The sequence below is a fragment of the Paraglaciecola hydrolytica genome, from assembly GCF_001565895.1.
GTDB classification, from domain to species: domain Bacteria; phylum Pseudomonadota; class Gammaproteobacteria; order Enterobacterales; family Alteromonadaceae; genus Paraglaciecola; species Paraglaciecola hydrolytica.
The window spans coordinates 75847-90618 of sequence record NZ_LSNE01000001.1 but is presented as its reverse complement, the minus strand read 5'-3'; the positions used below and the strand labels follow the sequence as shown (position 1 = coordinate 90618).

The following is a 14772-nucleotide window of genomic DNA, read 5'->3' as shown; positions in this document are numbered from 1 at the left end:
TATGAATGGCAAGACTGCTCGACTATGCTTCATTAAATGAAGCATCTAACTTCATTTTATGAAGAATCAAACTTTATAAAATGAAGTTAAGATAGAATTAGGCTTTCAGTTAAGGAAAAAACAATGGAATTTGGACAATTTTGCCCTATAGCCAAAAGTGCCGAAATTATTGGTGAAAAATGGACAATGCTGATTATTCGCGAATTGTTAATGGGCAGTACGCGCTTTAGTGAATTGCAACGAGGACTCAGTTTAATTTCACCTGCACTACTGACTAAACGTCTACAAATGCTGGCTGACTATGGGTTACTGGTGAAAAAGAAAATTGTGGGGCAAAAAGGTTATGAGTATTTTCCAACAAACTCAGCCAAAGAATTGCTGCCAATATTTATCGACATAGGTAATTGGGGTATGCGCTGGACCCGCCAATATCTGACCAGTAATGATTTTGATCCAGACTTTTTAATGCTTTATTTAAAACGTAGTATCCAGACCGAAAACCTACCGGGTAATGAGACCATCGTTAAATTTAACTTTACCGACATTGAGCAGCAGCCTAACTGGTGGATCATTGTTAATGGTCAAGTGGTTGATTTGTGTACTATTGATCCAGGGCGCGAAGTTGATGTGTATTTTACTTGCACCGTAAAATGCTTGTCAGATGTGTGGATGGGAGAAAGCACTTACCCAAAAGAGATCAATAATGGTTCGCTAAAAATTGTTGGTCGCAGTGAACTGACTAAAAACATTTCAAGTTGGTTACATAATTGTATGTTTGCAAAGCAAAAATCAACACTTTAATCGGCAAACTCATACGTGCTATTAACTCCTAAATCTAAACACTCACATTCACATTCATTTTCCCATAAGCACAAAAAAAACGACAGAAATCGGTTTATAGTTTTCTTATAAAGATTGGTACCACAAGATTGCAGGTGCATATCTTGAACAACACGCAGGGTTGATCCGAAGGACGAAAAACAAGGACGTTTTGAGTAATGGGGAAAACTAAAATCTTTAGATGCTCCGCATCTTATTGTTTTTTAGCTCAGCATGAATGGTGGGATTGGGTGCTGATCATCAGGTGTGAGGTCCGTTTCTTTAGGAACGGAGTTCCGTCGGATTGAGCAAGCAGACAGGGATGTCTGGTTTGGGTGCCGATCATCATGGATGATGAGATGGACACCTCAAGTTGAATCGGCGTCACAATGCGCCATTATTGAAGTGTTAACTCTCAATAAGCTTACAAGAGGTGCCCAAGATGAACGTTACCCTAATCGGAATTGATTTAGCAAAAAGTATTTTTCAGGTCTGCGGTGTGAACCAAGCTGGAAAATCGGTCTTTAATCGCACAGTTAAACGCAAAGACTTACTGGCTTTTTTGATGAATTACCCAGATGCGACCATTGCTATGGAAGCCTGCTCCGGTTCAAATTACTGGGGCCGAGCCTTAGAGCACAGAGGCTTCAAGGTTTTACTTATCCCGCCAATTCATGTGAAGCCTTTTGTCAAAGGCAACAAGAATGATCGCAACGATGCCTTTGCCATTACTGAGGCCGCCAGACGTCCTAATATGCACTTTGTTAGACCTCGCACCGTTGAGCAAACCGACATGATGATGGTGCACAAACTCCGAAAACGCAGGGTGGATGCTCGAACCGCGTTGATGAATCAACTTCGCGGTCTGTTAAACGAATATGGCATTGTATTACGGGCCGGTAAAAGTCCCTTAAAAAATGCGTTAGATGACTTACAAGAAGATGCAGAAAATGGCCTTACCTGGTCAGCTAGGGAGCTTATTCGGGATATTCAGCAAGAGTGGAAATTACTGGATGACGTCATCGACAGTTTAGATAAACAGATTAAAACTCAGGCTCAAGCGAACCCCAATGCTAAACGGTTGATGACCATTCGTGGCGTGGCAGAAAAAACTGCCACAACAGTCATTGCCTTTGCAGGTGATGGTAAGGCTTACAAAAATGGCCGACACTTCTCAGCTAACTTAAGGTTGGTGCCAAAAGAGCATTCCAGTGGCGGTAAGCAGCAGCTCGGCGGTATCACTAAACGCGGTAATCCCTATTTACGCAATATGCTTATTCAAGGTGCTTGGAGTGTATTACGTAATGCGGATAAAAATAATGACAGACTCTCTTGCTGGGCTAGAAAAATAGTTGAACGTCGAGGTAAACATAAAGCAGTAGTCGCCATTGCCAACAAACTAGCCCGTATTATCTGGTCTGTGCTGTACCACCAGCGGGATTATCAAGCGGTTTAAAAACAAAAGAGTTCACACCACCAAGCAAGTAATTGAAATGAATTAACAGGTTAAACCGGCCTCTGCAAACGCTGATGAGCACACAGGAGTATGACTCCGTAGGGACGATAAGCAGCAGAGGTGCGGTTCTCATTTGGGCCAGAGGGATAGAATATCCCTCAAAATTAAAGGCCGGATATACGTAGGCAGCTTAATCCGTTAATACATGACAAATAAAATGCAAAAGAGGGTGGATATTTTTGAGGTGTACATATAAGTGTTAACTTCGAATTCTAAACATCCACATTCACTTTTTCACAGACACAAAAAAACCGACACAAGTCGGTTTAATGTTTGCTATAAAGATTGGTACCAGAGGCCGGACTCGAACCGGCACACTATCACTAGCGGCGGATTTTGAATCCGCTGCGTCTACCAATTTCGCCACTCTGGCATTGTTTATTAACTTTTCAGTTATAACGATGCAATCTTTACAAGCGTGCTCTTTTGGAAGAGTCGTTTACATCCCTGATTATCATTACAGATTACTCTGTTACGGGCTACCACTTCCTGTTGATAAGCCATTTGCCTGAGAGCTACAAAATAGCCAAAGATCACAAGCCAATCTACCAATTTATTCGTCACGTCCTGTGACTCACCTGCTTCGCAGGCCAGCTTGCAGCTGTTCAAATTTGTTCCCGACAAATTTGTCGCCAATGGCATTGTTTATTAACTTTTCAGTTGTTAACTATGCAATCTTTACAGGCATTGGTTTCTTAAATTGGCTAAGCGCTTTTTCAAGAGGAGCGCATTATAGCGAGGCGTACTGAGCTTGCAAGTATTTTGTTGCAAACTCAGTACGATACGCTTGTTTTTTGAGCGTCTTAAATACCTTTATTAGCCGCGATGCAGGCTTGGGTGATCTCATCCCATTGACCTGCCGCTACCCACTCAGGTTTCGATACCCAAGTACCACCGACTGCAAAGACATTAGGCAAAGCTAAATACGCGTCTTTGTTAGCAGGACTAATGCCACCAGTGGGGCAAAAGTTAATGTGTTTGAACAAAGACGAAATCGCTTTTAAAAATGCGATTCCACCGGATAGTTCAGCCGGGAAAAGCTTCATTTCAGTCACGCCATGTTCCATCACTTCGGCAATATCACGCATGTTTTGCACGCCTGGAATAAAAGGTACGCCAGATGATTTAAGGGCAAGCAACAATGAATCCGTTACTGTTGGAGTAACGATATAATCGGCACCCGCTTTGATGGCACTATCCAAAATAGTGGTGTTGTAAATCGTACCCGCACCGACCAACATTTTTGGAAAAGCACGTTTAATTTCAGTCACGGCTTGCAAAGAAGCATCGCTACGCAATACCACTTCGACGCTGTGCAAACCGGCTTTTTCCATCGCAGCTGCGATGTTAACACCATCTTCAACTGAATTGGTTTGGATAATAGGTAGTAGGGTTTGAGTACCCATTAATGATGATATTGACTGCATGTCATTCCTCTTAAAATATGCTGTCGGCATTACTTGTCAAACTGACGAATAATGTTGTTTAAGGTTTCTTTGGCGTCACCAAAAACCATGCGGCAGTTTGGTTTGAAAAACAGTGGGTTATCTACACCAGCAAAACCTGATGCCATGCCACGTTTTAATACAAAGACGTTTTTAGCTAAATCGGCGTTAATCACCGGCATACCGTAAATGGGGCTGCCTTTCATTTCACGCGCTGCAGGGTTAACCACATCGTTGGCTCCGATCACTATGGCCACGTCAAAGTTTTCGATGCGTTTATTGATCTCATCCATTTCAAATAACTGCTCGTAAGATACATCCGCTTCGGCCAACAATACGTTCATGTGACCGGGCATGCGTCCAGCAACGGGGTGAATGGCATAGGCCACTTCGGCGCCGTTGTTTTCAAGTAATAGTTGTAACTCTTTCATGGCGTGTTGGGCTTGTGCCACGGCCATACCATAACCGGGGATCACCACCACCGACTGAGCCGCTTCGAGTACGTAATAAGCATCATCAGCTGACAGGGCTTTAACTTCCCCTTCAATCACCATTTTTTCGTTACTGACTGACTGGAAGCCACTAAACAATACGTTGACCAATGAGCGGTTCATGGCTTTACACATGATTTGGGTAAGGATAATACCGCTGGCCCCTACTAACGAACCGGCCACTATCAACAAGTTGTTATGCAGTGCAAAACCGGCAGCACACGCAGCTAAGCCTGAATAGCTGTTTAGAAGCGAAATAACCACTGGCATGTCGGCACCACCGATGGGGATGACCAACATCACGCCAAACAATAGCGACAATGCGATAGCCAGATAGAGGTATTGGTTTTGCTCGGGAAACAGCACGAACATCACTCCGCTGGCGATAACAGCCAACACGACCAACAAGTTAACAATTGCTTGGCCCTTAAACATGATCGGGCGGCCGACTATGCGTTCGCTCAGTTTACCCCAGGCGACTAAACTACCTGAAAAAGTCACACCTCCAATCAACAAGGCTAGGTAGGTTACCACTAGGATAAACAGCGACATATTGGCTGGAGATGCCACAGTAGACCAAGCTACAAACAAGCTGGCTAAACCACCGATACCGTTCAGCAATGATACCATTTCTGGCATGGCGGTCATGGCGATCATTCTGGCGGCATAGATGCCCACCAGCGAACCGGCTATCATGGCAATAATGATCCACTGATAACTGACGATGTTTAAATCTAACAAGGTCACCACGATGGCCAATAACATTGCCAAAGACGATAAGGCATTACCCTTACGAGCAGTAGATGGATGGCCTAGCAACTTTAATCCAAAGATAAAAAGTGCTGCCGCGATAACATAAACAAAATTAATTAATAAGGCGTTATTCGCCGATAACTCTAACATACGGCCCCCTTATTGTTTTTTCTTGAACATGGCAAGCATGCGATCGGTAACCAGATAGCCGCCAACCACGTTGATCGTGGCTAAAAACACCGCAAAAGCACCTAAGTACATAGCGTAGTCACCTAGGGTTTCATCACCAGCCAGCACTAAAGCACCGACCACGGTAATGCCCGAAATCGCGTTAGCCCCCGACATTAAAGGAGTATGCAAAGTTGCCGGTACTTTTTGAATCAGCTCAAAGCCAACAAAAATCGACAACATTAAAATAAAGAGTAAATAAATCGCGTCCATCTTAGGCCTCCTGTGATGCAGTGTTGGTTTGCGCGTTGATTTGCAAAGTAGGTTCAGGCTTAATCAGCACGCCATTTTGTTGATAAAAATCGCTGATCATTTTATTCACCACACTACCTTGATGGCTGATTACACAGCCCGATAACACTTCATCCGACACATCTAAAACAAACTCATTGTTGTCTTTGTGCCAAAATTCGCTGATTAAACTGAAGAGGTTGCTGGCATACATTTGGCTGGCATGTAAGGCTACACCGTTGGCCCAAAAGCCTGTGCCAATCACGCTCACTCCATTTATCTCAACGGTTTGGCCAACCACTGAACCTTCAACATTACCGCCATTTTCGGCAGCCATATCCACGATCACACTACCGGCACGCATGCTGGCAATAGTGGCTTGGTCTATTAACTTTGGTGGTTTACGGCCAAAGAGTTGCGCGGTGGTGATTACAATATCTGAGTCCGCGATGCATTTAGCTTGTTCACGTTGCTGAATTTGCATTTGCTCCGGCGTTAGAGCTTGGGCGTAACCTTGCCCCGTTTCGCCAGTTTGACCCAAATCAATATCTAAAAACTTAGCGCCTAAGGAGCGAACTTGCTCTGCCACTACAGTACGAGTATCAAACGCCGTGACACTGGCACCTAAACGTTTAGCGGTAGCAATAGCCTGTAAACCTGCCACGCCTGCACCAATAATAAAGACCTTGGCAGGTTTAAGTGTACCGGCTGGTGTCATCATCATAGGGAATACCGCATCTAGGGTATTCGCTGCCTGCAATACCATCACGTAACCCGCTAAACTGGCTTGTGAGCTTAATGCATCCATTTTTTGACAACGACTGATACGCGGGATCATTTCCATACTAATACTAGAAATATTCCCACTGACTAGTTGTTGTATATAGGCCGATTCATTAAAGGGATCGAGGTAACTGACCAACAAAGAACCACTACTTAAATGCCTTAGATCTTTGGTTGGCAACTTATGCAAAGCTAAAATGATATTGGCTTGTTTGAGTAAACTTTGACGATCTACTGCCACTTCTGCGCCAGCTTCCACGTACTCAGCATCACTAATATGTAGATGTAGACCAAGGCCTTTTTCAATAACTACCTTTGCACCTAACAAGGTGTAAGCTTTTACATTAACTGGCAATAACGCACAGCGTTTTTCACCCGGTTTTATTTCCACCGGAAATCCAATAATAGGCATAATTTCCCCTAAACAATGATCCAAAGCGTCTTAACGACTATGCACTCATAGGCTGCAAACGGAAAATTCACAGTATTTATACAGGCTATAGAAGCCCGTAAAAAATATGAACTCGTCGTTTACTACCTAAATTAACTACTGCTTTGAAACTGAATATTGGTGCAAGGTGGGATCCACTGCTTATAGTTACCTTTACCAACTGAAGACTTAAAACTCAGTGAATAGGGTATAATTTTTAAACCACTACCCCAGCGCTCAGCTTCGATATTTTTGCCGGGGTGATGGCTTTTCTGCGTATTTATTGATGTATACCCCCTTCATCTTTGAAACTGCACGTTTGTTGGCTGCACTGATTCGCCTCAATCACTTAGAGAACTAAGCTCATGGGTCTCATTCTTTTGCCGCCGCCGTGCAACTCCAATGATAAGGGGTTAATTGGCGATTTATTAAAATCACTTTTGAACTTATAAAAATTTGTTTTAGCTTTGTAAATACTTACTTAGCCAGATGTTCAAATGCCAATATTTGTTGATCAATAAGCGCTTTAAAATTCTCATTTGGAATAATTGCTCCAGGGAACTGGATGACTAAACCTGCTGCACTGGCTGCCAGTTCAATGGCTTGCCCAATGTCGTAACCCGCTAATCGTGCCCCCAAATATACGCCATTAAATGAGTCACCAGCCGAGGTGGTATCTACTACCTTAGCGACTGGTTTAACAGCTTGGGTTAACTCAAAGTCACCAGCGCGACAAAACACGCTGTTTCCGCCATTTTTAATCACTAACTCTTTGATATTAAAAGGCTCGCAAAAAGCGACAATATCTTTTAACTCGTTTAATCCGTACAACACGGAAAAGTCTTCGATACCTGGCAATACCATAGAACTGGCGGTAAAGGCCAAGGCAAACTGTTGTCTGGCATCTTCCGCACTTTCCCATAAACGAGCACGATAATTAGGGTCAAAAGCGATAGTGACGCCAGCTTTTTGTACTTCGTTTAAAAACTGCCAAAACAAGGCACGATCTTCCCGTGCAAGTATAGCCAGTGAAATCCCTGAAAAGAAAAACACATCCGCTTTACACACTTGATTACGCACCTCTTCGTCAAGCAACTTCATGGCTTGACGAGCGGCTGAGTTTTCACGCCAGTATAAAAATGAGCGTTCACCCTGTGCATCGGTTTGTACTAGGTAAATTCCAGGATTATGCGACGTTGAATAACGCACTAAATCGCAGTTCAGACCTTCAGCTTTACAATTATCAACCAGCTGTTGGCTAAGAACATCCTGGCCTAAGGCCGTCATAAAACTCACTTGTTGCTGGGCAAACGCACGCTTTTGATAAACCGCAGTATTAAATACATCCCCCGCAAAAGAGCGATGCATAGTATTTGCTTCTGACTGGCGTAATTCGAGCATACACTCACCAAATAACACAACTTTTTGCATGATAAACCCTGGATAAAATGAACTTAAAAAGTCCGATAAATTTTTAATTAATTTTGTTCAGCTAAACGCTTATTTGTTGCTTTTTAAAGGCTCTATTTTAGGGATAAGCACCCACACGGCGAGCATTGCTATAACGGCTAATGAGGCGCCGATCACAAACGCCGGAGTATAGTTACCATCCGCGGTTAAAATAGGTACTAAAGCGGTTAAACCTAAAGCGCCTAATTTAGCGGCCATGCCAGAGAAACCAGACAGGGTACCTACGGCTTTTTTACCAAATAAGTCACTGGGCAGAGTTTGCACATTACCGATGGCGGTTTGGAAACCAAATAAAATAACTGCCATGATCATTACCGCAGTAGTCGGCCCACCAGGGTTTGCCATAGCTAACAACGCGGGTAACATAATCAAACAACCAAGAGTAATAGTTAACTTACGTGTTTTGTCTACATTCCAACCCGCTTTGATGCGGTTTTGCGCCAACAAACCACCAAACCACGCACCAAACATGGCTCCCACGTAAGGCACCCAGCCGTAGATACCAATGGCTTTAACATCCATGGCATAAACTTCGTTAAGATAAATTGGGATCCAGAAAACAAACAACCACCAGATGGGATCTATCGCCGCTGAAGCTAAAATCACCCCCCAACTTTGTTTACGCGACAGCAACTCAGCCGTTGAAGGGTTATATTCCTCTTCATCAGCGTTATTATTTGTATCAATAGCATCAGCACTTCTTTGGCCACTTAATATGTATTCACGCTCTTCTTCCGTGATCCAAGGATGAGACTTAGGCGGCGCTTTAACCAAGATAAGCCAAGGAATAAGCCACAATAAACCCACTAAACCAATTACTACAAACACCATTTTCCAGCTAAAAAATACCGTCAAATAAGCAATCAACGGAATCGCAATGATACCGCCAATCGCGGCACCCGAATTAAAGATACCTTGAGCTAAAGCGCGCTCTTTGCTGGGAAACCAATCTGCGTTGCTTTTAGCAGCACCAGGCCAGTTACCTGCTTCAGCAACACCTAAAACTGCTCGAAAAATACTAAAACTCAACATGCCTTGGGCAAACGCATGAGCTGCGGTAGCTAAAGACCAAACACCAATGGATAGAACAAAACCTAAACGTGTACCAATCCAGTCGAATATCTTGCCAAAAATAGCCTGACCAAAGGCATAGGATAAAATGAACACAATAGAGATATTGGCGTAGATTTGTTTACGTTCTAAGTCCGATTCGTTTGGAAATAATTCTTCGACAATATCAGGCCAAAGCACACTCAAAGCTGAACGATCGATGTAGTTAATAACGGTTGCGAGGGCAACCAAGGCCACTATCCACCAACGAAGATTTTTCATTTTCATTTTTATTACTCTTGTTTGCTTAACATCATTGTTAAGCCAAAAACGTTTTACTCACGTAATGGCAACAAACCTTATTGGGTCTTGTTGCCACTCATCGTCACGGTTGCACCACTTAAAGGAAAAAGTTGCTTGATAACAGGCTCAGGGCTGTTTTCAAATACGTTATTGGTGATAGTGGTAGTCGGCTCACCAACGGTATGCTCAAGAACCACCACTGCAGAATTAACAAACTGGTTTGCCTCAACTTTATTCACCTGAGTACCATGTAATAGCAAGCTAGCCTTGGCTTTGTTACGCTTGCCCATACTGCTGTCTGTGACTGTATTATGGCTAAAATCGACATGAGGGCCAAAAGTACTTTCATCGGTACCACCTCGGTAAACGTTGGCAATCGCCCCTTCGACCTTGCTAAATTCATTATTTCTGATGATCACGTATTCGGCGTTATAAATCCCCAGATCATCTTGCTCTTTATTCAAACGTAAGATATCACCAGTAATATTGGCAAAACGGCTATTAGTAATACTGATCAAATCAGCAAAACTGCGATAGCCTGCATCAAATACATGAAAAGAATGATTAATATTTTGATTAACAACCTGTAGTTGATCCAATTCCAAGGTGAAGTTTTGCAGCGTAGGTAGTTTGGTATTACGGATCAGTACATTGCCGGCAGAGTCAGGTGCGTCTTTACCATCAATAATCAAACCCTGCAGTTTTAAACTGCCACCGTCCTGTAACTCAAACATCAACGAACGGGTATTGTATAACGTGACTTGTCCTGGGTTGGTGGCTTGTAAACTTAATACCGTACTAACACTAAGCACCTTATCAAGAATATAAGTGCCATCAGCCAAGATAAGCTGATCACCACGCTGCGCCTTAGCAATAGCTTCAACCAATTGCTCGGAACTACTAACCGCTACTTTGCGACCCGCACTAAAATCCACGGTTAAACTGTTTTTAACATACCAAGTTGGGCCTACTTGAGCTTTGGTAATAGGTTGTAACGAGCGAGATGCACCTAATGCGGCGAGAGCTTTATCAGCGGGATACCATAAACCATTGTCAGCTTGTTCAAGCTTGGTATCGGTCAGTGTAAAACCAGAGCTAATCTCTTTAGCAGTGGCTTGTGAACTCACATTGTTACTAAAGGCGATACCACTGACATCATCTAATAGCTGAATGGGAGCATGATTATCTCGATTAATAACCAAATTAGCTTTGAACTGGCTATCTACCGGTGTCGCAGTACGCTCTTTATCACTACCCGCAGCTAAATTGATGTAGCTAAGGTCAAGCAAGGTATTGTTTTCGATCAGCGCATTTTTAACTTGATGATAACGATTAATAGTAGAGTTGGGCACACCATTCATTACCACAAAACCAGCACCAAAACGTGTACCAGTCAAACCTGACAGATAGTTATTGCGGATGGTTTGCTCACCATTAATCACTCGGATACCACCAGTGTGATCCACACCATTACCAAAAAATACGTTATTTTCTACTAAATTGCCGTTGCCATGGCGTAAGGTAAGCGTGCCACGAGATTCAAAAAATACGTTGTTACGAAAGGTATTACTGCCTGATTTATTCGAGATAATTTCTACTTCACCATTACAGCGATCAAAGTAGTTGTTTTCAACCACAGTAAAAGAATCACTAAGTGAATAATGGCTAGTACCAATGCGTAGGGTTTCACCACCATTTGAGCCAAGAATAGGACGAGGACCAAAATAGTTGTGATCAATTTGATGATGATTCTGTTGACTAGCTTCGCTGTTTAGACGCACCGCCATAGTCACACCGGAAGTACTTTTTCCCTCAATATGATTGTGGTCAAAACGATTATGGCGACCATACATTGCTACCCAATATTCGGACAAAAACTTATCAGGATTATTAAAATGATCGATAACAACTTCCGTCACTCGGCTATGATTGGCCACGTTTGTTGAATTTTGCTGAAAGGAAACCACTTCGCCAGTAGGGCTATATCCATTTTTAAATACTAAACCTGATACAACAAGATATTCACCGGCTAAACGCAAATTGGATTTGCCAGACAGGATAACTTGACCCTTATTTTTCGCAGTTAATTCTATAGGTTTATCGGCTGTGCCTTTTGCGGCAAACAATATTTCAAAATCCTGCCACACACCGTTGGCCAATACGATTTTATCACCGGGCTGCAAACGTTTAGCCGCTCGATTATATTCATCTGGTGTTTTTACTAAGTACTGTTTAGCTAAGGCCAGATTGCTTATAAGCAACGACACTACTAGCAAAAAAACCCAAACTACCTTTTTATACATTTGATTTAAAAACATTTTTTAAAACCTGCTGAAGACAGACAAAGGGATTAGTGACTGAGCTCTTAATAATCCCCATAATGACTGCTACTTACATTTACTGTGATTAAAATTTCGCTTAGCTGATCCCCATTAACTTTATAGTTAATAACATTGAGATTCTCGCTTGGCATTTGTGAAGACATGAATATGTAACCAATTTAATGCAATTATGTCAACCATTTATTAACATAAGCTATTACCAATAACAAATATTTTGGTATTACCAATAACTCCGTGTATTATAAATGTAAATAAAATGTTTATTGGCGGAATTTATATTAATTGGTTTTGCCAATTTGCACCAAGATTAGATATGATTAGCACTAATATTGGCACTCAAAAACTATGTATAAAGGTAATAAATAAAAATGAAAAACAAACGTATGTTTTGGAACATAGTGGAAAAAATTGAGACCCTCATTGACTCTGGCGCTTATCCACCAGGCAGCCGTTTACCTCCCGAGCGGGAGTTAGCCGAAACTTACTTGGTCAGCCGCCCTACTATTCGTGAAGCCATTATCGCTTTAGAAGTACGCCAACGGGTTGAAGTCAAAACCAGTTCAGGTGTTTATGTGCTGGAAATGAAGGGAGCTAAACAAGACAGCAGACCTTGTAGTGCATTTGAATTGACGCAAGCACGTGCCTTGGTTGAAGGCGAAGCTGCAGCCCTTGCCGCGGTTACTATTACCGAAGCTGAACTGGCAAAACTAAAACTAACCCTTGAAGCTATGCAAAAAGGTATCAATGCTGATCAAGCAGATCGCGAATTTCATATCATCATCTCCAATGCCACTCGTAATAACGCTGTGGTATTGGCCGTTGAGAATTTATGGAAATTACGGGATACCCGCGACGAAATTAAAAATGCTTATAAAAATGTATGCAGTCAAAGTGACAGTGACAGGTTAGATGAGCATACGCGTATTTATAATGCCCTAAAAAACAAAGACTCACAGGCAGCACGCAGTGCCATGCATCACCACTTCAACCGTTTAATTAATGCCTTGTTTGCCGTCAGTGAAGCTAAAGCCTTAGAAGAAGTGAAGCGTAAATCCAATGAAACTCGCGGCCTGTATTCACTTAACCATTTGGTAAACTAGACTGCGCTTTTATCGCTAGAAAATAAAAAGGGGCACTTTTCAGTGCCCCTACCGCAGGGTACGCGGGTTTTGGAAAACCTTAGGTTGAATTATCCGTTAACCTTAAAAGACGGCCTTACGAAAACAGCAAGCCACCGTTAATATCAATATTGTTACCCGTCATATAAGACGACTCATCCGAAGCCAAAAAGCCAACCAATTTAGCCACTTCTGCCGATTGACCTTCGCGTTTTAATGCTGTGGCACCAGCCACGTTTGCGCGGACCGTATCGTTGGTAAAGGTATCGTGAAAACCAGTGCTAATCATGCCAGGACATACACCGTTAACCCGAATGTTGGGGCCAAGCTCTTTAGCCAAACCACGAGTAAAAGTCATAATCGCCCCTTTAGATGTTGCATAAGCCACTGCGCCGCCACCGCCGCCATCACGACCTGCTTGTGAGGCCAAGGTCACAATGGTACTGCCCGCGGCCATATGTGGAATACAGGCCTTACTCATCATGAATAAAGACGTTAAATTCAAATCCATCACTTTATGCCAGTGTTCTAACGACATATCAGTAATTTTTATGCGCTCAATTAAGCCACCAGAAACATGTACTAAAGTATCTATTTGACCAAAGGTGTCTAAGGTCGCTTTTACACAAGCTTCAACACCTTCTTGCTTGGTTAAATCAGCTTGTAAGGCCATGGCCTTTACACCCATGGCTTCCATTTCTGCTACGGCACTTAAGGCGCTAGTAGAACTTGAGTGGTAAGTGATAACCACATTGGCGCCTCTACGGGCTAATTCCAAAGCACAAGCACGCCCGATATCACGTCCACCACCGGCGACAATCGCCACTTTTTTTGCCATTGACATTTATTCTCTCCGTAAAAGATAACTAAGGTTCTTAAATGACAAACTAATCTTTTAACAGCAAAGCCAAAAAGTGGAATGTCATGGTCAAAATAATGATTGGTGCTTGCCAATCAGGTAAAACTAACCAATAACCACTACACTTGTCAACCAATAATTCACATTTGGCCTTACCAAGATAGTGCTTATTACAATTAATTTACAACCAAACCAGCTAACCAATATCAAAGGTGTACTAAAATACATGGCAACTGGGTGGCCCGGGGACATGCAATAATTCATACAAACAAGGGCTTACTAGTCATAAGCTCATGAACGATCTCTACGCGCAGCAAACTGCTTAAATTCACTCATTATATTTTGCTTAAATGCTGATAAACTTGGCAAAAATATTCAAGAACAATGTCATGCAAACAACAATACAAAATTTTCAAAGAGCAGGTTTTTTCCGCCGTCTCGCGGCAATGGTCTATGATCTTCTGGTGGCCGTCGCTGTCGCTATGGTTGCGGCAATAGTCATGACAGTGGTTTTCACTCTACTGTATGAAAATGGTGTTTTAGATAAAGGTGGTTTAGAACATGTCAGTGATGTGATGCAACAATCTTTGTTATACCAAGTATCTATGCAGTTGTGGGTAGGCTTATGGGTGGCAGGCTTTTTTTTGTGGTTTTGGCGTAACGGCGGACAAACAATCGGTATGCGTGCTTGGCGATTGCGGATCTTTAGCACCACAACACAACCTTTTGGTTATGGCCGTGCTTTGTTACGTTTAATCTGCTCTTTGGGTGGCTTAGGTACACTACTAGTACTATTTGATATTAAACATAAACAGTCATTGCAAGACCGTTTAGCTGGTACTGAAGTGGTATATCTCACTAAAGAAGCCAATCATCATGTTGCCTGGAAGGATATTCAAGACTAATGCCGCTCAGTAGTGCTGAGCATCGGTAC

General features: G+C 42.6%; 12 protein-coding genes and 1 tRNA gene. 4 read left to right on the top strand and 9 right to left on the bottom strand.

Annotated features, from left to right (window positions below):
* Positions 1 to 123: 123 nt before the first annotated feature.
* Positions 124 to 801 (top strand): winged helix-turn-helix transcriptional regulator, encoded by a 678-nt coding sequence (locus tag AX660_RS00395; RefSeq protein ID WP_068370844.1) that lies wholly within the window; start codon positions 124 to 126, stop codon positions 799 to 801.
* Between the two features lie 460 nt (positions 802 to 1261).
* Positions 1262 to 2275, top strand: a complete 1014-nt coding sequence (locus AX660_RS00390; RefSeq protein ID WP_068370841.1) for an IS110 family RNA-guided transposase — start codon at positions 1262 to 1264, stop codon at positions 2273 to 2275.
* Positions 2276 to 2621: 346 nt separating this feature from the next.
* Here the strand turns inward: AX660_RS00390 and AX660_RS00385 are convergent.
* The 8 genes from AX660_RS00385 to AX660_RS00345 form a co-directional block, all read right to left on the bottom strand.
* A tRNA-Leu gene (locus tag AX660_RS00385) sits at positions 2622 to 2708 on the bottom strand.
* 430 nt (positions 2709 to 3138) lie between these two features.
* Positions 3139 to 3762: a bifunctional 4-hydroxy-2-oxoglutarate aldolase/2-dehydro-3-deoxy-phosphogluconate aldolase gene (gene eda, locus AX660_RS00375; RefSeq protein ID WP_068370835.1), complete on the bottom strand. Its 624-nt coding sequence runs from the start codon at positions 3760 to 3762 to the stop codon at positions 3139 to 3141.
* A 29-nt stretch (positions 3763 to 3791) separates the two neighbouring features.
* Positions 3792 to 5174, bottom strand: coding sequence for an NAD(P)(+) transhydrogenase (Re/Si-specific) subunit beta (locus tag AX660_RS00370; RefSeq protein ID WP_068370832.1), 1383 nt, complete (start codon positions 5172 to 5174; stop codon positions 3792 to 3794).
* A gap of 9 nt (positions 5175 to 5183) precedes the next feature.
* Positions 5184 to 5465, bottom strand: coding sequence for an NAD(P) transhydrogenase subunit alpha (locus AX660_RS00365; RefSeq protein ID WP_068370829.1), 282 nt, complete (start codon positions 5463 to 5465; stop codon positions 5184 to 5186).
* 1 nt (position 5466) lies between these two features.
* Complete coding sequence (locus AX660_RS00360) at positions 5467 to 6678, bottom strand: NAD(P) transhydrogenase subunit alpha (protein ID WP_082768668.1); 1212 nt, start codon at positions 6676 to 6678, stop codon at positions 5467 to 5469.
* A 495-nt stretch (positions 6679 to 7173) separates the two neighbouring features.
* On the bottom strand, positions 7174 to 8127 hold the full coding sequence (locus AX660_RS00355; RefSeq protein ID WP_068370826.1) for a sugar kinase: 954 nt from the start codon (positions 8125 to 8127) through the stop codon (positions 7174 to 7176).
* Positions 8128 to 8196: 69 nt separating this feature from the next.
* The gene (locus tag AX660_RS00350; RefSeq protein WP_068370823.1) at positions 8197 to 9504 is read right to left on the bottom strand and encodes an MFS transporter; all 1308 of its coding nucleotides are present in this window, start codon (positions 9502 to 9504) and stop codon (positions 8197 to 8199) included.
* Between the two features lie 71 nt (positions 9505 to 9575).
* The gene (locus tag AX660_RS00345; RefSeq protein WP_068370820.1) at positions 9576 to 11837 is read right to left on the bottom strand and encodes a polysaccharide lyase 6 family protein; all 2262 of its coding nucleotides are present in this window, start codon (positions 11835 to 11837) and stop codon (positions 9576 to 9578) included.
* A gap of 392 nt (positions 11838 to 12229) precedes the next feature.
* Here AX660_RS00345 and AX660_RS00340 point away from each other — a divergent pair, with 392 nt between their 5' ends.
* On the top strand, positions 12230 to 12961 hold the full coding sequence (locus AX660_RS00340) for a FadR/GntR family transcriptional regulator (RefSeq protein WP_068370817.1): 732 nt from the start codon (positions 12230 to 12232) through the stop codon (positions 12959 to 12961).
* 115 nt (positions 12962 to 13076) lie between these two features.
* Here the strand turns inward: AX660_RS00340 and AX660_RS00335 are convergent, their stop codons facing one another.
* Complete coding sequence (locus AX660_RS00335) at positions 13077 to 13823, bottom strand: SDR family NAD(P)-dependent oxidoreductase (protein WP_068370814.1); 747 nt, start codon at positions 13821 to 13823, stop codon at positions 13077 to 13079.
* A gap of 404 nt (positions 13824 to 14227) precedes the next feature.
* Between AX660_RS00335 and AX660_RS00330 the strand changes: the two genes are divergently transcribed.
* Positions 14228 to 14743: an RDD family protein gene (locus AX660_RS00330; protein WP_082768667.1), complete on the top strand. Its 516-nt coding sequence runs from the start codon at positions 14228 to 14230 to the stop codon at positions 14741 to 14743.
* Positions 14744 to 14772 lie beyond the last annotated feature (29 nt).